The sequence below is a fragment of the Arthrobacter sp. Br18 genome (assembly GCF_000520555.1).
Taxonomy (GTDB): domain Bacteria; phylum Actinomycetota; class Actinomycetes; order Actinomycetales; family Micrococcaceae; genus Arthrobacter_D.
Genome location: NZ_AZSA01000194.1, coordinates 1 through 17772, shown reverse-complemented (window position 1 = coordinate 17772; position 17772 = coordinate 1). Strand labels below are relative to the sequence as shown.

Genomic DNA, 17772 nt, shown 5'->3' with positions numbered 1-17772 from the left:
GCATGGACCGACAGGCCGGTGGGCTGCATGGCCCGACTCACCCCTGCTGCAGGTGCAGAGAGAGTCCGGAGGGAGGCTGACCTGGTGAAACCTGCAATGTGTAGGAGCGTGGAGGTGGAAACGACACTGCGCTAGGGTCGAACGTCAATTTCGCACTCCGTAGTGGAAGGCCGGTGAGGAGCCGTCCGAGTAACAGCAGAATAACGAGGCGGTGGCTACATTGAAGCTTCACCCCCTATTCCCCAGAGGTAGAGTGCCATGATCGAACCTGATTCCTCCGGAAGCCGGTCCACCAGGCAGGAACCGGAAACCACCGGACGCTTCATCGTCGTCTTTGCTGAGTCCGAGCCGGACCCGCCCGCGTTCCTGAGGTCGGCGGCTGGTCTGTCCAACGTGGCGAGTTCCCGTGATTTCGGCCGGGGACCGGTTGACCCCGAGCAGGCCCGGGGCGCGGACGCCACCGTCTTCGCGGCGCTCGGCGTCGCCGTCGTGACGGCCGACCCGCAGCAGGCGGGGGCGCTGCGCTCCGCGTCGAATCAGGCCAACGTGGTGTCCGTCTCGCCCGAACTGATTCACCATGTCCTCTCCGACGCGACCGGCGGCGACGGTTCGGCGTCGTTCCAGGACACGCCGCAGTTCACCTGGGGCCTCCAGGCGGCCGGGGCGGCTGCCTCGCCGTGGACCGGCGACGGGATCAGGGTGGCGGTCCTCGATACCGGGTTCGATTCCTCGCACCCCGACTTCGCGGGCCGTCAGGTCACCGTTGAATCCTTCATCGCCGGCGAGACGGCACAGGACGGGCATGGCCACGGAACCCACTGCATCGGTAGTTCCTGTGGTCCGCGGACACCGTCCACCGGCCCCGGGTACGGGGTTGCCTGTGAGGCGGAGATCTTCGCGGGGAAGGTGCTCAGCGACTCCGGGTCGGGAAGCGACGGCGGGATCATCGCCGGGATCGAGTGGGCGATGATGAATGGTTGTGCGGTCATCTCCATGTCCCTCGGGGCCGACGTCCAGCAGGTCCATCCGCCGTACACCGCGATCGGCCGGCGGGTGCTCGACCAGGGATCGTTGATCATCGCCGCCGCCGGAAACAATGCCGACCGACGCCAGAACAACTTCGGCTTTGTCGGCGCGCCTGCCAACAGCCCGTTCATCCTGGCAGTGGGGGCGCTGGACCAGCAGCTGGACCTCGCGTATTTCTCGGCGCGGACCCTGCCGGTCCGCGGTGGGCAGGCCGACATCGCGGGTCCCGGCTATCAGGTGTACTCCTCCTGGCTGATGCCCGACCGCTACAACACGATCAGCGGCACCAGCATGGCGACACCCCATGCTGCCGGTGTTGCTGCCCTGTGGGCGCAGGCCACCGGGTACCGGGGGAGGGAACTCTGGTCCGTCCTGATGCAGGAAAGCCATCGTCTACTGGCGCCGTCGGTGGACGTGGGGTCCGGGCTCGTCATGGCACCGCAGGAATAGGACGGCATGAAGCTCACCGTGACAGTGAAGGAGACGCACCGCTCCACCATCAACGACGTCGCGGAGCAGCTGCGATCCTGCGGGATGGACGTTGATCGGGTGATGAGCGTCCTGGGGATGATCACGGGTTCGGCGCCGCAGGCCTCCCGCTCCGCGCTCGAGGCGGTCGACGGGGTTGCCGCGGTGGACGAGGAGTTGCCTTTCCGGCTTCCTCCGCCAGAGAGCGGCATCCAGTGACCGTGACGTTCAGCGGGGCTGTCACGCGGCGGTGTTGGTGTCGCTCCCGGTCTTGCCGCCGATGTCGTCGAGGACGGTCTGCGCCTGGCGGTCCACCAGCCCGGTGAAGAGCTGCTGCGCGGCTCCGAAGGTGATGGCCCACGCGACGATCTGGGCAGGGTTGTCGAGGTCGCTCAGACCGGGCACGAATCCGCCCCGCATCAGCTGCAGGCCCAGCACGGCCGTCAGCGCCCCGGCCGGTAGTTTCAGGATCGCGAGGGCCAACGGCAGTCCATACGGCGTGGAGGTGCCCCGGACATGCCTCAAGGACGCAGCTCCGGAAACTGCTGCCGCGATGAGGCCGAAAGACTCGATGAACAGCAGATCCCAGGGTCGGGGGCGGTCCCCGGTGGGGCAGGCTCGTCCTTCGGTCGGCTCGAAACACAATTGCATTTCACCGGGCCGGATCCAACCGGCGACGGCGAGGGCAACAGCCAGAACGGTCAGCACCAGGGCGCTCATGATCAGGACATTCCGGAAACTGCGCACCCGCGAGAATTCCTCACGGGCTTCGACGCACGCCGCCCGGAAAGCCGAAACCACAGTCAGCCGGGAGGCGTTGTCGAGCGGGGTCGTCAGCGCTGCCTTTGCAGCCTTCTCGACGGCCACCCGCTGCGGATCGGTCCGCGGCAGGTGCAGGCGCACGTGGGCGTGGATGTTCGGTAGCTGCGACTGGACGAAGCCGACCGGTGCCCTCAGCAGGAGCGCCACCCGCGCGGCGTCCAGGTGGCTCAGGACGCGCTCCACCACGGCGCCGTTGTACGAGGTCTGGATGGCAGGAGACTTAAGGGAGGCGACACTGATGGCTTCGTTGAGATGCCAGGCGATGGCGTTCTCCAGCACGGCCTTGCCCGCGTCCGCTCCGGGATCGGTTCCGGACGGCGGGTCGGTCAGCGCGAGCCATGCCGAGACAGTCCGCAGCTGGGCCGCGCTGGTGAGCGCCTGTTCCCGCCAGGTCCGGTTGGTCGGCACACCCAGGGGAAGCTGGTCCGGTGGCTCAGGGAATGCCACCTGGGGCCTTCAGGGCGGAAGATGTAGCTGCCTGGGACTCGACCGTCCATCCGTGACGGGTCAGGGCATCCATCACGGGGCTGGTGGTTTCCGGTGCGAGCTGTTCCTCGGGGAGGGGGCCGGCGGAGGCGGGAACCTGCACATCATTGGGCTGCGGGGCGGCCATCCTCGTCACGGGGGCCGTCCCGGCATGCTCGACGTCGGCGACACGGGACGGAGCCGATGCATTCCCGGCGGGTTCGCGGGCAGCTCCCGGTCCAGCATCAAGCAGCGGGGAGTGCGCTTGGAAGCGGGTACGTTCAGTTGCCTCGTCGAGCCGGAGAATCCGGACCATGACGGATGTCATCGTCGCTGTGTCATTGTCGAACCCGCCGTGGGTGGTGGCGCTGGAGCTGCTCGCCGGCGGTCCCTGGCTAGGAGAAAACACCAGGTCGGCGGAAGGAGCTTCCAACACCCTGGACAGGGTGGAACCGTCACACGGGCTGTCCACGAACCGCTCCATTCCGAAAAGCGGCACCTCCCCCCCTCCCCGTCCTTCCGCCCCGTGCTCCAGGGCGTGGGAGACCAGATAGAGCAGCGACTTCTGGTAGATGTTGAACTTTCCGGTCCCGACGACGTCGTCCAGTTCCTGCGCGCCACGGAGACTGAAGGACGCGAACTTCTTCACGTGGCCCGATTTGAGGTGCGGCAGGACCAACTGCTGAAAGTCGTCGATCCGGATCGCCGGCGCAAGCCAGGTCATTGAGGTCACGGGAACACGCTCCTCTTTCAGGCGTGACAGGAGATGCGCCGTGAAGATGGATCCGGCGCTGTGCCCCACGACGTGGACTTCGAGGGCGCCCCCGCCAAGCGATTCCGCATAACGCCCCAGCCGCCGTGCCAGCAGGGACGCGCCGGGGAGACCCGCCCAGCCGTCAGTACCCGCTCCGCTCCGCGGCCATTCGACTGCAGGTGGAAGTGGTGCCGAGGCAGCCGCCGCGTTCTCCTTCATTTCGGCCCACATCCACCGGATGTTCTGCCTGGCGAATCTCTCGACGAACCGGTCGGCCTGCTCGACCAGATCGAACCCGAGACCGCCGAAGGGGAGTTTGCCGCGGATCATGTCTCCGAAGGAATTGAGCATGGTTTCCACGGGGCCGCTCTGCCAGGCGAAACTGATCGGGTACACCTGGTTGTTCAGCCACCAGTTCAGTTGTGCCTGGGCCGTGGACAGACCGGACCTTTCGTCGACCAGACCTCCGTGGGCATAGAGAACCACACGGTGCACCGCTTCATCCGGACCGGCGGAGGTTCCCTGCCAGAAATGGTGATACTCCTCCATTCGCTGGAACATGCGTTCAAGCTGCGCAGGGCTGCTGGTGAAGCGACCGGTGGTACACAGCCTTCCCTCGTTGCCCAGATTCACCACGTGACGGGAGAGTCGGACCAGGTCCGGGCCGGGCCCTTCGGCGAGCACTCCCGCCGTCGTATCGACCACCTTTGCACGGTTCCGCGTGCGGACAATGGCGGGCACACCCGGCCGCGCAACCCAGGCGTCGTAGGCGGAGGAGAGCCAGTCGTCGTAGGGAAGCGTTGCAAAACCCCCGGATCCCCAATCTGTGCCCCAGCTGTTCTGCACCAGGAACCCGACACTGTTGTACCCGACGATCGTGAAGGCATGTCCACCGAGCTGACCCGCGCCCGGCGGCCGCTCGATGACATGCATGTTCGTGCCGTCGGATCTCACGACCCGGGTCGGTTCGATCCAGCCCGTATGCACGAGCGCGGAGGCCACGATCACGTTCAATTCGTTGATCGCGGACTGCATATCGTCGAGACGGTGGGCATTGACGCGGTAGAAGGCACCCAGCGGGTGCAGGAAGGCTTTCTCTGCGAGGGCGGAATCACCGTCGAGATCGGGATCCTCCGTGAGGGCAGGCCAGTCCTCGGTGGGCAGGACTCCGTGGTAGAACCACCCTTTGAGGGCTCCGCGGAGTGACGACCCTTCATCCTCCTCTCCCTCGAACTCGTCATAGCGGCGGGCCATCCGGTAGAGCATGTAGGGGCTCACCCTCACCGGGGCGCCCGCCGAGGAGAGCACGGCGTTGATCATCGCCGCCATTGCGTGGCCCGTGCAGGAGTTGCCCTCCTGCGTTTGGACCAGAGTGTCCACGGGTCGGCGGTCCAGAACCGCGGGCAGCAGTGCAAGCCGGGGACGGTACTCGAGGTCCCTGGAGTCGAAGACGTCCGGCATGACGTTCACCTGGAAGCTGGCCACCCCGAGCTCGATCACCCCCGGCGGCAGTGTCTTCGGCATGGCGACCCCTCCCGTTCGTCCGGGCGGTGTCCGATTCGTCGCACGCCCGGTTAGGGCAGGAATATCATGCCACGCGTTACTGCCGCGTTACTGGCCGCCCCAAGGTGGAAGCTAATCGAAGGACGGACGCAGGCCCACACCGAGACCAGCGCCGAGGGGAGGGGTCGGTGACTGTTCCTGGGGAACCTGGAGCAGGGGCCGGATGAGATCCGTGATGCCGGCAGACGGGCGAACGCCGCATTCGTGCCCGAGAACCGCGAGATAGCTTCGGTAACTGCGGATGGCGGAACCATTGTTCCCGGCCGCCAGGTGGATGCGGAGCAGCATCCGTTGCGCGCTCTCGCGCAGGGGATCCAGTTCGGAAGCTGTCGTGGCGGCTTCGAGCGCGGCATCGAGCTGACCGGTGGCCAGGAAGCGCCCGGCCAGGTTTTCCAGCGTCGCTATGCGTAGACGATTCAACCTCTCCTGGTCCGGCCAGAGCCACTCCTCGTGCCAACCGGGCAGCAGATTCGCCCCCCGCAGCTGGTCCGCCAAGCCGGTCGGAATAGTTGCACCTCGATTGACGAGATCCATCCGCCCGGTCAGCTCAGCAACGTCGATGGAAACCGTTTGCGCGAGCGACAGGGGGTCACTGGCCGGTTCAAGGAGTCCCGGAAGCTGGTGCGCGATGTTCCACAGGCAGGCGCGCAGGCTCCCGGATGCCTGGACCTCGGTGCAGTCCGGCCACAGCAGACCGGCAATAGAGCTGCGCCGCCGTCCGCCCTTCAGGGCAAGGGCGGCAATGAGCCTCTGCTGCCGAAAAGCCACGATGGCCTGCTGGTGCTCCCGTTCAAGACCCCAGCATCCCAGCAACTTCAGGCTCCAATGGACCGCAATGCTCGATGACATCACCCGTCCCCACTTCCTGCTCGATCGGGGAGAGGCGTCCCCTATCCGCTGAAACGGTTGACCGCTGTCAGAGTCAGCATCCTCAGTGTTCAGGAAGTTGTCAATGGTGCGTGGACACCCGGCTCACCGCTCGAACTCGCGGCGGTGCCGCCGCATCGGCTCGCCATGCTCACGTCGCCCGCACGTTCGAGGAAGAGCGTGCAGCGTGCAGACGTCTGCTCCTCACGCATGTCCGTGCATGCGGGCCGGCTCCGCTATCCGCGTTCGGGCAGGGACAGCCAGTCAGCGTCAGGCCGGGTCGTGGAGAAAATGCTCCAGACGTCCTTCGGAGGCGCGGCGTCGATTCACGGGCGGGTCGGACAGCGTGGCCCGGGTCCGGTATCGGCCCATGCACCTGCCCCAAGCCACGTCGGAGTCCCGTATCCGCGGGAGCGTCAGTCCACCTGTGCCGTCAGGCCGGCAGCCTCGATCGCCGTCGACGCTGCGGTCTCGTCGTTGTCGGAGCTGTCGCCGCTGATGCCGACGGCACCCTTGATGACGCCGTCCTGATCGCGTACCAGGACGCCACCGGGCACCGGGATGAGCCGGCCACCCAGGGTGGCGGTCGCTGCTGCGATGAAGTAGGCCTGCTGCTCGGCGCGCTCCATGATGGCACGCGAACCCATTCCGAGGGCCAACGCCCCGTACGCCTTGCCGTGTGCAATCTCGAAGCGGTTATTCGAGGCGCCGTCCTGGCGCGCGGCCGCGATGACGTGGCCACCTGCGTCGAGTACGACGACGGTCAGTGGTTTGAAGCCGTGCTGCCGGCCCGCCGCAAGGGCGTCGACGAGAATGGATTGGGCGGATTCCAGGGTCAGGTTCATGATGCATTCCTCGTCAGATTGTCGGTGTGCTTATGCAGGGCACGGCGCCGGTGCAGGATCGGCTCGGTGTACCCGGATGGCTGTGCGGCGCCGTCGAGCACGAGTTCCCGGGCCGCGAGGAATGCCTCGGTGGTGAACGCCGGGGACATCGGGGTGTAGTCAGGGTCCGAGGCGTTCTGCTCGTCGACGATCGCAGCCATCCGCCGCAGTGACGCCTCCACCTCTTCCTCGGTCACGACGCCGTGCAGGAGCCAGTTCGAGACGTGCTGGGAACTGATGCGGCAGGTGGCGCGGTCCTCCATCAGTGCTGTGCCGTGGATGTCGGGGACCTTGGAGCACCCGACGCCGTCGTTCACCCAGCGGACGATGTATCCCAGCGTGCTCTGGATGTTGTTGTCCAGCTCATTGTGCCGGTCAGCGGCGGGCCAGTCGGCGGGGTTCCCGACGGGGATGGTGAGCAGCTGCCGTAGGGTCGAGCGGCGCTTCCCGGCGAGTTCGGCCTGCCGGGCGTCCACGTCGATCTGGTGGTAGTGGATGGCGTGCAGGGTCGCGGCGGTGGGTGAGGGGACCCAGGCGCAGTCGGCGCCCGCGAGCGGGTGCGCGACCTTCTGGGCGAGCATGTCAGCCATATCGTCCGGTGCAGCCCACATGCCCTTTCCGATCTGGGCCCGACCGCTGAATCCGCACTCCAGCCCGATATCGACATTGGCGTCCTCGTAGGCCTTGATCCAGCTGGAGTTCCGCATGTCGGCTTTGCGGACCATGGGGCCCGCAAGCATCGAGGTGTGGATCTCGTCGCCGGTGCGGTCCAGGAAGCCGGTGTTGATGAACGCCACGCGGTCCCGTGCCTCCCAGATGCATGCCTTCAGGTTGGCGGACGTGCGGCGCTCCTCGTCCATGATGCCGATCTTCAGGGTGAGCGGTTCGAGGCCCAACACGGCCTCGGCGCCGGCAAGCAGGGCACAGGCCACGGCGACCTCACCCGGTCCGTGCATCTTCGGCTTGACGATGTACACCGACCCGGCCCGTGAGTTGTGACCGGAGTGCGGGCCGCGCAGGTCGTGCACGGAACCGAGCCCTGTGAAGAGAGCGTCGAGGATCTCCTCGGGCACCGGAGCGCTGGCAGGGTCGAGTACGGCGTCGCTGGTCATCAGGTGGCCTACTTGGCGGATGAGCAGCAGGGAACGGCCGGGCAGGGTCAGCTCCGAGCCGTCGGTTGATGTGTACACGCGGTCGGGGTTGAGCCGCCGGGTGTAGGTCCCGGTCCCCTTGGCCACCTCGGCGGTCAGGGTGCCCTGCATCAACTGGAGCCAGTTGCGGTAGCCGGCCACCTTGTCCCCGGCGTCGACCGCGGACACCGAGTCCTCGAGGTCCATGATTGTCGTGGTCGCGGATTCCAGCACGATGTCCTTCACACCGGCCGGATCGCCCGAGCCGATCGTGTGGGTGCGGTCGATCTGGATCTCGATGTGCAGGCCGTGGTGTACGAGCAGCACGGACTCGGGCTCGTCCGCGGCTCCCCGGTAGCCCGCGAGCTGCCCCGGCTCAGCCAGTCCCAGTGGACCGCCCGGCGTCTCGGCGACAAGGACGCCGTCAGCGATCCGGTAGGCGGTGACATCCGAGTGGGATCCACCCGCCAGGCTGGTGTGCTCATCGAGGAACTGCCGCCCGCGGGCGACGACGGCGGCACCGCGCACCGGGTTGTAACTCCCCGCGTGCCCACGCCCCTCCGCGTCGTCGACGACGTCGGTACCGTACAGCGCATCGTACAGCGAGCCCCAACGGGCGTTGGCCGCGTTGGCTGCAAAGCGTGCATTCAACAACGGGACCACCAACTGGGGACCGGAGACGGTCGCGATCTCAGGGTCGACCTGATCGGTCGTGATGGTGAAATCCCCGGGCTCCTCGACCAGGTAGCCGATCGAGCGGAGGAAGTCCTCGTAGGCATCCGAATCCACGGGCATCGCGTCGCGCCCACGGTGGTATTCGTCGATCTGCTGCTGCATCCGCTCGCGGATGCCCAGCAGTTCCTGCACCCGCGGCGAAAACTCCGCGATGAGGGCCGCGGCGTTCGCCCAGAAGGCCTCCGCCTCGATCCCTGTCCCCGGCAGCGCTTCGTCCCGGACGAAGGCGTAGAGCTCTTCGGCGACGCTGAGACCGTTGGTCTCCAAGTGATTCGGCATACTGCCCGCCTTCTAATTCTCGTACGGTGGAAGAAATCTACCAATCTATAAAAACCTAGCCAGCACTGATCCACCTGTCAATGCTGAACGCCCGACGCAACCAGCCACGATCGCGTGTCTGACCGGCAGCTACTCGAACCGGGCCGGGTCGCCCATCCCGCGCCGCACGATCTCCGCGGTGCCGCTGGAGAAGTCGATCACCGTCGTGGGCTCGGCGCCGCAGTCCCCGGAATCGATCACCGCGTCCACCTGGTAGTCGAGTTCCTCCTTGATCTCCCAGCCCTCGGTGAGCGGGGTCTCCTGGTCCGGAAGCAGCAGGGTGCTCGACAGCAGCGGCTCGCCGAGTTCCGCGAGCAGCGCCTGGACCGTCCTGTGGTCAGGGATCCGCACGCCCACCGTCTTCTTCTTCGGGTGCATCAGCCGGCGCGGCACCTCCTTCGTGGCGGGCAGGATGAAGGTGTAGCTGCCGGGGGTCACTGCCTTGATGCTCCGGAAGACGTCGTTGCCGATCTGCACGAACTGCCCCAGCTGCGCGAAGTCACTGCAGACGAGCGTGAAGTGGTGCTTGTTGTCCAGCCGGCGGATCGCGCGGATGCGCTCAAGGGCGTCCTTGTTGCCCAGCTGCGCCCCGAGCGCGTAACAGGAGTCCGTCGGGTAGGCGATCAGGCCGCCCGACCTGACGATCTCGGCAATCTGGGCGATCGCGCGGGGCTGGGGATCCTCGGGATGCACATCAAAGTATCTGGCCATGCCACGAGCTTATGGTCCGGGCCGGAACCGCGCACTGGATCGTGGCCCATTGCACGCCGCTCCGGCCCGGTTCCGTGCGGCTGAACCGCCCGGATGCGCGGGAGTGCCCGCGGAGTACATTGTTCCCATGGCCAGCGAAGCAGTTCTCCTCACCGTCGACGGGCCCGGAGGCCCGCGGGACATGCGCATCTCGAGCCCGTCGCGCGTCCTCTGGCCGCAGCTGGGTCTGACGAAACTCGATCTTGCAAAGTATCTGGTGGCCGTCAGCCCTGCGTTCCTTGCCGCGAACGGCGACCGCCCGGTATCGCTGCAACGGTTCTCGGGCGGTATCGACGGGGAGCAGTTCTTCTCGAAGAATCCACCCAAGGGCACTCCGGACTTCGTCCGGTCGGTCCCGGTGACCTACCCGAGCGGCCGCTCACACCCGCAGTTGGTCCTCGACGAACCGGCTGGCGTGGTGTGGGCGGTGCAGATGAATACCGTCGTGTTCCACCCCTGGGCATCCCGCGCCGGCAATCCCGACAACCCGGACCAGCTGCGCATTGACCTCGATCCGCAGCCCGGCACCGGGTTCCCCGAAACAGTCCCCGTTGCACTGGAGCTCCGATCGGTCCTCGCGGAGGCCGGCCTGACCGCGTTCATCAAGACGTCCGGCAACCGGGGGCTGCACGTGTTCGCGCCCATCGAGCCGACGCACGAGTTCCTCGACGTCCGCCACGCCGTCATCGCCGCGGCCCGTGAACTGGAACGCCGGATGCCCGATGCTGTGACGACGGCATGGTGGAAGGAGGAGCGCGGCGAGAAGATGTTCGTCGACTACAACCAGGCGAACCGTGACCGCACCATGGCCGGCGCCTACAGTCCCCGCCCGCTGGCCCACGCCCCGGTCTCCTGCCCCCTCGAATGGGACGAACTCGCGACGGCCGACCCGGCCAGGTACACAATGGCGACGGTGCCCGGCAGGCTGAACGACAGGGGCGACCCCTGGGAACACCTGAACGACGCGCCGGGAACGATCGATACGTTGCTCGCGTGGTGGAACCGTGACCTCGAAGTAGGCCTCGGCGAACTCGCCTTCCCGCCCGACTACCCCAAGATGCCCGGCGAGCCGCCCCGCGTACAGCCCAGCCGGGCGCGGAAACCGCAGTAGCACGACGACGTCGGAGACGTGCGTTCGGCGGGCGCAACCGTCAGGGAAGCGCCCGCAACCGGCTGTTCACCGGCGGTGGGTAGACTGGCCGAATGTTCAGTGAAGAGCCCTCCCGCTCCGCGGTGGTTATTGAAGACGACGACGACGTTCGCGACCTTCTGCACACCGTGCTCACCGGCGCCGGGTTCAAGGTCCACACCGCCCCAGCGGGCCTCGCGGGAGTGCAGATGGTGCGGCGTCTGCTGCCCGACGTCGTCACCCTCGATGTCGGACTCCCGGACATCGACGGCTTCGAGGTTGCCCGCCGGATCCGGGGATTCTCCTCCACCCTCATCGTCATGCTCACGGCACGGTCCGATCCCGCCGACGAGGCCCGTGGTGTCGCAGCAGGCGCCGACGGCTATCTGCGCAAACCGTTCCGGCCGTCCGAGCTTAGGAACCACATCGAGGAGGGGCTCAGCCGACGGCTTGGGCCCGGCCTCAACGCCTGAGCCGGGTGCCGGAGTGCCGGGCGCCGGAGGAAAGGCTGCCGGAAGCCGACCGTCGCTGCCTGTCGATCGCGCTAGTCGTCGGTTGGACCGCGCTAGTCGTCGGTCGATCGCGCTAGTCGTCGGTTGATCGCGCTAGTCGTCTTCGCCGTCTTCACCGTCCTCGTTTTCCTCCCCCCGGGAGTCATCTCCCTGATCGGTGTCGATGCCGTTGTTGTCGTCGAACTGACCGTCGTCCTCGTTCTGCTGCTCCTCCTGCTGCATGTCATCTGCCGGAGGTTGCTCCTGTTCGGAGTTGTCGCAGCCGGTAAGGAACAGGGCGGTGGCGGCGAGGAGGGCGGCGGACTGCCGGAGCAGTTTCTTTGACATGTTCTTTCCCTTCGGAGGTCCGATCGCGTGACCTCCACGGTATCGGGCCGGCAGAAAGACCGGCAAGGACAAGATTGCAGGGCTCGGTCTCTTGCCTCCGCAGCGATGAGGGGATCGACTGCTAGTTGCCGGTGTCCCGGATGAGGTTGGTGATGCGCGCGGTGGAGAGCCGGCGGCCGTCGTCGTCGGTCATGACGACCTCGTGCGTGGTCAGGGTGCGTCCCAGATGAAGCGCGGTGGCTGTGCCGGTGACGGTGCCCGACGCGATGCTGCGGTGATGGGTGGCGCTGATTTCGATTCCCAGGGCCTGGCGCCCCGGGCCGGCGTGAAGGCCGGCGGCGAAGGATCCGAGCGTCTCGGCCAGCACCAGGTGTGCACCGCCGTGCAGGATCCCCGCAACCTGTTCGTTGCCCTCGACCGGCATGGTTGCGACCATGCGCCCGGCGCTCATCTCGAGGAAGGTGATGCCCATCTTCACGTTCAGGCGTCCGACGCCGTACCCGCCGAGCCACTCGTGCATCTCGGGGGGAACACCCGCGGCCGTCAGTTCCGTTACATGGTCGTTGCCTGCTTCACCGGACGAGGCCGGCGGAATGAATTTGTCCATCATGGGAACTAGGCTGGCACCTGTGAGTGAAACTACCAAACCAGCTGCAACCCTGACCGCCGCGCGTCCTTCGACCGGGCAGCGGAACCGACTCCTGGTGGTGGACGGACACTCCATGGCCTTCCGCGCGTTCTATGCGCTTCCTCCCGAGAATTTCTCCACCGACACCGGTCAGCACACCAACGCCGTCTATGGCTTCACGGCGATGCTGATCAACCTGATCAAGGACCAGAAGCCCACGCACGTGGCGGTCGCCTTCGACCTCGATACTCCTACCTTCCGCTCTGAGGAGTACACGGAGTACAAGGGCGGCCGGTCCAAGACTCCGGAGGAGTTCCACGGCCAGATCGACCTCATCATCAAGGTCATGGAAGCCATGCGGATTCCCACCATCTCCATGGACGGGTACGAGGCCGACGACATCCTCGCCACGCTCGCCTGCAATGCAGCTGCCGAGGACTGGGACGTCCAGGTCGTCAGCGGCGACCGCGACGCCTTCCAGCTGGTCAATGACCGCGTGACCGTGCTGTACCCCAAGCAGGGCGTCACCAACATCCCGCAGATGGATGCGAAGGCCATCGAGGAGAAGTACTTCGTACCTCCGCACCAGTATTCCGATCTGGCAGCACTGGTGGGGGAGAGCGCCGACAACCTTCCGGGCGTGCCCGGCGTCGGCCCGAAGACGGCCGCGAAATGGATCAGGCTCTATGGCGGCCTCGAGGGGATCATCGAGAATATCGACTCGATCGGCGGCAAAGTGGGGGACGCCCTGCGGGAGCACCTCGACTCGGTCAAGCGGAACCGGCGCCTGAACCGGCTGCTGACGGACCTCGTGCTGCCCGTCGATCTCGATGCCATGGTGTCCCAGCACCCCGACCGCACGGCCGTCGAGGACCTCTTCGACTCGCTGCAGTTCAACACGCTGCGCAAACGCCTGTTCGAGCTGTTCGGTGAGGAGGAGACCGAGGACACCGGGGACGAGATGAGCCCGCCGCCGCATGTAATGCTGCAGGATGAGGGGGAGCTGACCGCCTGGCTGAAGGCCACGAACCAGGCGCTCACCTCAGTGCACCTGGCGATGGAATCGACGTCGGGCGGGTCCGACGTTGCCGGCGTGGCACTGGTGACCTCCAGCGGCGCCGCCTATGTTCCACTCGAGCCGCTCGACGCCGGCGCGGAGCAGGTGCTGGGCGCCTGGCTCGCTGACAGGGATGCGCCGAAGGTGGTCCACGACTTCAAGACCGTGTACAAGCAGCTCGCCGCCCGGGGACTGGTCCTCGCGGGGGAAGTCGACGACACCGCCATCTCCGCCTACCTCATCCAGCCGGACCGCCGCAGCTACGACCTCGCCGACCTCAGCCAGTACCACCTGCGCCTGTCCATCACCGCCTCGGCGAACGACTCCTCAGGGCAGCAGGCACTTGACCTCGGCGGGAAGGATGTTGCGTCTCCCGCCGTCGTCGCCGCGTTCGCTGCCCTGCAGCTCAGCGAGCACTTCGCCGGGCAGCTCGTGGAGAAGGGAGCCAATCAGCTCCTCGGCGGCCTCGAGCTGCCGTTGGCCGAGGTCCTGGCGGGAATGGAGCTGACCGGGGTCGCAGTCTCGGTGGAGCGCCTGGACCGGTTGCTGGACGACTTCTCGAAGACCATCAGCGCGGCGGGCTCGGAAGCCTTCCGGATCATCGGCAAGGAAATCAACCTCGGCTCACCGAAGCAGCTCCAGGCGGTGCTGTTCGATGAGCTGGAGCTTCCGAGGACGAAGAAGATCAAGACCGGGTACTCCACCGATGCCGATGCCCTCACCGACCTGATCGTCAGGACCGGGCACCCGTTCCTCGAGCAGCTCCTGGCCTACCGGGATGCCACGAAGCTGCGCCAGACCGTGGAGGGGCTGCGCAAAGCAGTGGGTGACGACGGCCGGATCCACACGACGTACCTGCAGACTGTCGCAGCAACGGGCCGGCTGTCCTCGACGAACCCGAACCTCCAGAACATTCCGGTGCGCTCGGAGGAGGGCCGGCGTATCCGCGAGGTTTTCGTGGTGGGCAAGAGCAGTTCCGGGACACCGTACGAGAGTCTGATGACCGCCGACTATTCACAGATCGAAATGCGGATCATGGCGCACCTCTCCGGGGATGAGGGCCTCATCGCGGCCTTCCAGGAGGGGGAGGACCTCCACCGCTTCGTGGGCTCCCACATCTTCGGCGTCGCGCCGGCGGAAGTCACCAACGCCATGCGGTCGAAGGTCAAGGCCATGTCCTACGGCCTGGTGTACGGCCTGAGCTCCTTCGGCCTTTCGAAGCAGCTCGCGATCTCGGTGGACGAGGCGCGTACCCTGATGCGCGACTACTTCGAGCGCTTCGGCGCCGTCCGTGACTACCTCCGGGGCATCGTCGAGCAGGCACGCAAGGACGGCTTCACCTCGACCATCGAAGGACGCCGCCGGTATCTTCCTGACCTCTCGAGTGACAACCGGCAGCTGCGGGAAATGGCCGAGCGGGCTGCACTCAACGCGCCGATCCAGGGCTCGGCAGCCGACATCATCAAGAAGGCCATGCTCGGCGTGGATGCGGCACTGAGCAGGGATGGGCTTTCCTCGCGGATGCTCCTGCAGGTCCATGACGAGCTCGTGCTCGAGGTAGCGGCGGGTGAGCGCGAGGTTGTGGAGGCGCTGGTCCGACGGGAGATGGCCGGGGCAGCGGAGCTGACCGTGCCGCTCGACGTCTCGGTAGGGACCGGACTGAGCTGGCACGAAGCCGCCCACTGATCGGTCGTGCCGCCGCGTCAAAACTACCTGTGCTTACCCTGTCGCGAACCGGAGCAGCCTTCGCAGCGGGTCACGGGAGCGTCGATGGGAACGCCATCATTCCGGCCTGAACACACTGGACGGCTATCTGCACCCTGGTGGTGACGCCGAGATGTTTCTTGATTCTGCTGATGCGGGCTTTCACGGTGGCTTCGCTGAGGTGCAGGGGCCCGGCGATCTCTGTGTTGGTGAGCCCGTCGGTGACGCCGCGAATGATGTGCAGGTCGCGGTTGGTGAAGGACTTGAATCGGGATGCCAGAACGCCGTCGGCCGGTTCTTGGCGGCTTTGGCGTGGCAGCACGAACGGTTGGACTGATCCTCCGCGATGAATGATCCGCAGGGCCGGTGCCAGATCCTCCAACACCGCTCCGCGGAGGAAGTAGCCGTGCACTCCCGACCGGTGGGCGGCGTCCAGGGTTGCAGGGGAGTGATGATTGGCCAGAACTACAAACTTCAGGTTCTTGTTGACGGCGGAGAGGCCATCAATCGTTTCGGTCAGGCCAACGTCGGTAATCGAAGCATCGACAAGAACAATGTCGGGTTGCTCATTTCTCACCTCGTGAAACGCCTGCCGACCCGTGGCGCTTTCACCGGAGACCCGAATAAGGCCTGAAGCGCTCAACAATTCACGGAGCGCCCTACTGGTCAGATAATCGTGACCCGCCAAATGAGCGCAAACCCTTTCACATTCCCCCATGCCACCCCATTAGAACCAACAACCGGGCATCGCGCTACCCTTCCCGGTCAAGGAAATACTCCTCGAAGGTAGTCCGACCACTCTGAAGTCTGGCCGATGCGTCCAAGTATTTAGCCGATCGGAGGGTTCCCAGAATGATCAGTGCACTGTGGAATTGCAGAAGGCACTCCGGGGATCTTTCGAAAGCTGCCTTCACCCTCGCGACATCCGCGAGGGTCTACTCGTCTCAGTCTGGGGAATTTTGATGACCACTCGTACTCGTATGCTCGCTGCCGGCTCCACGGCGGCTCTCGCCGCCGGCGGCCTCTTCTTCACCGCTGCTCCTGCCTCGGCAGCCCCGGACTCGACGGAATGCAATGCAGCGCAGGCGGCCTTCCTGGCGGCGCTGGGCGATGCCGGCGCCAACACTGCTGTGATCGCGGAGCTCGAGGTGGCCCTCGACGCCGTCGTCGAGGCCCAGGGTGCCCTGGACGCTCTGGTCGGTGCAGGATCGGAAGATCAGCGTGAGGCACAGGCCGCCGTGGATGCCGCTCTTGTGGTTCTTGCGGATGCCGCCCTCGACGTCACGAACACGCAGGCCGACCTGGATGCAGCGCTCCAGGCGATCATCGACACCGAGACCGACGTCGACGACGCTGAAGCAGCGCTGCTGGTCGTGGCGGACCTTCTCATCGATGCCAATCTTGACGTCACCAATACTCGGGCCGCCCTGGACGCGACGGCTGGGCTGGCTCTCGACGCGCAGGCTGAGGTCGAGGCCGCCGACACCGCGCTGACTGCAGCACTCGGTGTTCAGGTCGGCCTGCGTGCCGATGCCCAGACCGCCTTCAACGCAGCCCTGGCAATCCAGACGACGGCCAATGCCAATCTCGTGGCCGCCGAGCTCGCACTGGTAGCGGCACTGGCGACTGTCGATCCAGCCGATGACGCGACGGCCAGGACTGCCGTTACTGTTGCTGCGGCGGCGCAGGTCACCGCTACGGATAATGCTGAGGACGCAGGAGTTGCCCTGGACCTCCTCCTCGCCACCGATACCGCCGCGGTCGTCCAGGCCCGTGCGGGCCTGGCGACAGCCCGCACTGAGCAGGCCGAGACGATACGAGTGATCGCCGGGCTTCAGGCAGATGTCGATGCGGCACTGGCAGCCCAGGTCACCGCCCGGGCGGACGTGACTGCTGCGCAGGCGGCCCTGAACGCTGCGATTGCGGCGCAGGTCGCAGCCGACGCCGTCGTCGTCGCCGACCTCGAGGCGGCAGTGGATGCTGCTCTCGACGCCCGGTTGGATGCTCAGCTGGACGTAGACGCGGCACGTGAGGCCCTGGCAGCTACGGGCGACCTCGACCTTGACGCTGTTGCTGATGCCACGGCCGATCTGGAGGCAGCCCTGGCGGTCGTAGCCACCCTTCAGATCGACCTGGAAGCAACCGCGGTCGATGTCGACGAGCTTCAGGGCCTGTTCGACGCATCGATCGATGCCTGCGGCGTCGACGGTACCGGCGGAACTGTCTTCATCGACGTTGACATCGATATCGACATCAGCATCGATGACATCTACATCGACATCACCAACGGTGAAGGCACCGGCGGGACAACCCCCGGCGGCACCGGCGGAACGACTCCCGGAAGCACCGGCGGCGGCACCGGCAGAGTACCGGTTGGTGCCGGAGTCTCGACCACCACTCCCGGAAGTGCCGGCGGGCAGACGTCGAACCGCGGAATGAACATCCAGTCCGCCGGCGAAACCGAAGGCACCTCCGGGCAGGCACTGGGCCTGGCAGGGCTCCTGACAGCCGGCCTGGGCATCACCGCGGCCGCCTTCGGTATCCGCCGGAAGGCACAGCGCAGCAGCTAGCCCGATAAGCCCGCCCCTGAACATCGGCGGGAAAGCACGACACCTGACGGGGGCGCCGATTCC

General features: G+C 66.2%; 15 protein-coding genes. 6 read left to right on the top strand and 9 right to left on the bottom strand.

Annotation, left to right across the window (positions count from 1 at the left end; all coding sequences use genetic code 11):
• Positions 1–258: 258 nt before the first annotated feature.
• Positions 259–1476, top strand: a complete 1218-nt coding sequence (locus Y704_RS0100075; protein WP_026548624.1) for a S8 family serine peptidase — start codon at positions 259–261, stop codon at positions 1474–1476.
• A 6-nt stretch (positions 1477–1482) separates the two neighbouring features.
• Positions 1483–1713 (top strand): hypothetical protein, encoded by a 231-nt coding sequence (locus Y704_RS17730; protein ID WP_035770843.1) that lies wholly within the window; start codon positions 1483–1485, stop codon positions 1711–1713.
• Between the two features lie 21 nt (positions 1714–1734).
• Here the strand turns inward: Y704_RS17730 and Y704_RS17725 are convergent, their stop codons facing one another.
• The 6 genes from Y704_RS17725 to Y704_RS0100040 form a co-directional block, all read right to left on the bottom strand.
• On the bottom strand, positions 1735–2763 hold the full coding sequence (locus Y704_RS17725; protein ID WP_051476527.1) for a hypothetical protein: 1029 nt from the start codon (positions 2761–2763) through the stop codon (positions 1735–1737).
• Entirely contained in the window at positions 2750–5059 is a 2310-nt protein-coding gene (locus Y704_RS0100060) for a C1 family peptidase (protein ID WP_026548623.1), read from the bottom strand. The genes Y704_RS17725 and Y704_RS0100060 overlap by 14 nt, the downstream gene beginning before the upstream one ends.
• 111 nt (positions 5060–5170) lie before the next feature.
• Positions 5171–5947 carry an AfsR/SARP family transcriptional regulator gene (locus Y704_RS17720; protein WP_051476526.1) on the bottom strand — a complete coding sequence of 259 codons (777 nt, stop codon included), beginning with the start codon at positions 5945–5947 and terminating at the stop codon, positions 5171–5173.
• A 434-nt stretch (positions 5948–6381) separates the two neighbouring features.
• Complete coding sequence (locus Y704_RS0100050) at positions 6382–6810, bottom strand: GlcG/HbpS family heme-binding protein (RefSeq protein ID WP_026548622.1); 429 nt, start codon at positions 6808–6810, stop codon at positions 6382–6384.
• Complete coding sequence (locus Y704_RS17715) at positions 6807–8993, bottom strand: malate synthase G (protein WP_035770842.1); 2187 nt, start codon at positions 8991–8993, stop codon at positions 6807–6809. Before Y704_RS17715 ends, Y704_RS0100050 begins: the two co-directional genes overlap by 4 nt.
• Before the next feature lie 129 nt (positions 8994–9122).
• Complete coding sequence (locus tag Y704_RS0100040) at positions 9123–9743, bottom strand: L-threonylcarbamoyladenylate synthase (protein ID WP_026548621.1); 621 nt, start codon at positions 9741–9743, stop codon at positions 9123–9125.
• Positions 9744–9870: 127 nt separating this feature from the next.
• Here Y704_RS0100040 and ligD point away from each other — a divergent pair, with 127 nt between their 5' ends.
• Both ligD and Y704_RS17710 read left to right on the top strand, forming a co-directional pair.
• Entirely contained in the window at positions 9871–10893 is a 1023-nt protein-coding gene (gene ligD / locus Y704_RS0100035) for a non-homologous end-joining DNA ligase (RefSeq protein ID WP_026548620.1), read from the top strand.
• 92 nt (positions 10894–10985) lie between these two features.
• A complete protein-coding gene (locus Y704_RS17710) occupies positions 10986–11384 on the top strand; it encodes a response regulator transcription factor (protein WP_051476525.1) in 399 nt (132 codons plus the stop codon).
• Positions 11385–11516: 132 nt separating this feature from the next.
• Here the strand turns inward: Y704_RS17710 and Y704_RS0100025 are convergent, their stop codons facing one another.
• Together Y704_RS0100025 and Y704_RS17705 are read right to left on the bottom strand one after the other, a co-directional pair.
• Entirely contained in the window at positions 11517–11750 is a 234-nt protein-coding gene (locus Y704_RS0100025; protein ID WP_026548619.1) for a hypothetical protein, read from the bottom strand.
• Positions 11751–11871: 121 nt separating this feature from the next.
• Positions 11872–12360 (bottom strand): PaaI family thioesterase, encoded by a 489-nt coding sequence (locus tag Y704_RS17705; RefSeq protein ID WP_035770841.1) that lies wholly within the window; start codon positions 12358–12360, stop codon positions 11872–11874.
• Between Y704_RS17705 and polA the strand changes: the two genes are divergently transcribed.
• Complete coding sequence (gene polA / locus Y704_RS0100015) at positions 12359–15121, top strand: DNA polymerase I (RefSeq protein WP_081747296.1); 2763 nt, start codon at positions 12359–12361, stop codon at positions 15119–15121. The two genes, Y704_RS17705 and polA, sit on opposite strands and share 2 nt — an antisense overlap.
• A 70-nt stretch (positions 15122–15191) precedes the next feature.
• On the opposite strand, the gene Y704_RS22475 is transcribed toward polA, so the two are convergent.
• Positions 15192–15716, bottom strand: coding sequence for a response regulator transcription factor (locus tag Y704_RS22475; protein ID WP_051476524.1), 525 nt, complete (start codon positions 15714–15716; stop codon positions 15192–15194).
• 385 nt (positions 15717–16101) lie between these two features.
• On the opposite strand from Y704_RS22475, the gene Y704_RS0100005 reads away from it, so the two are divergent.
• Positions 16102–17709, top strand: a complete 1608-nt coding sequence (locus Y704_RS0100005; RefSeq protein ID WP_155850127.1) for a coiled-coil domain-containing protein — start codon at positions 16102–16104, stop codon at positions 17707–17709.
• Positions 17710–17772: the final 63 nt, after the last annotated feature.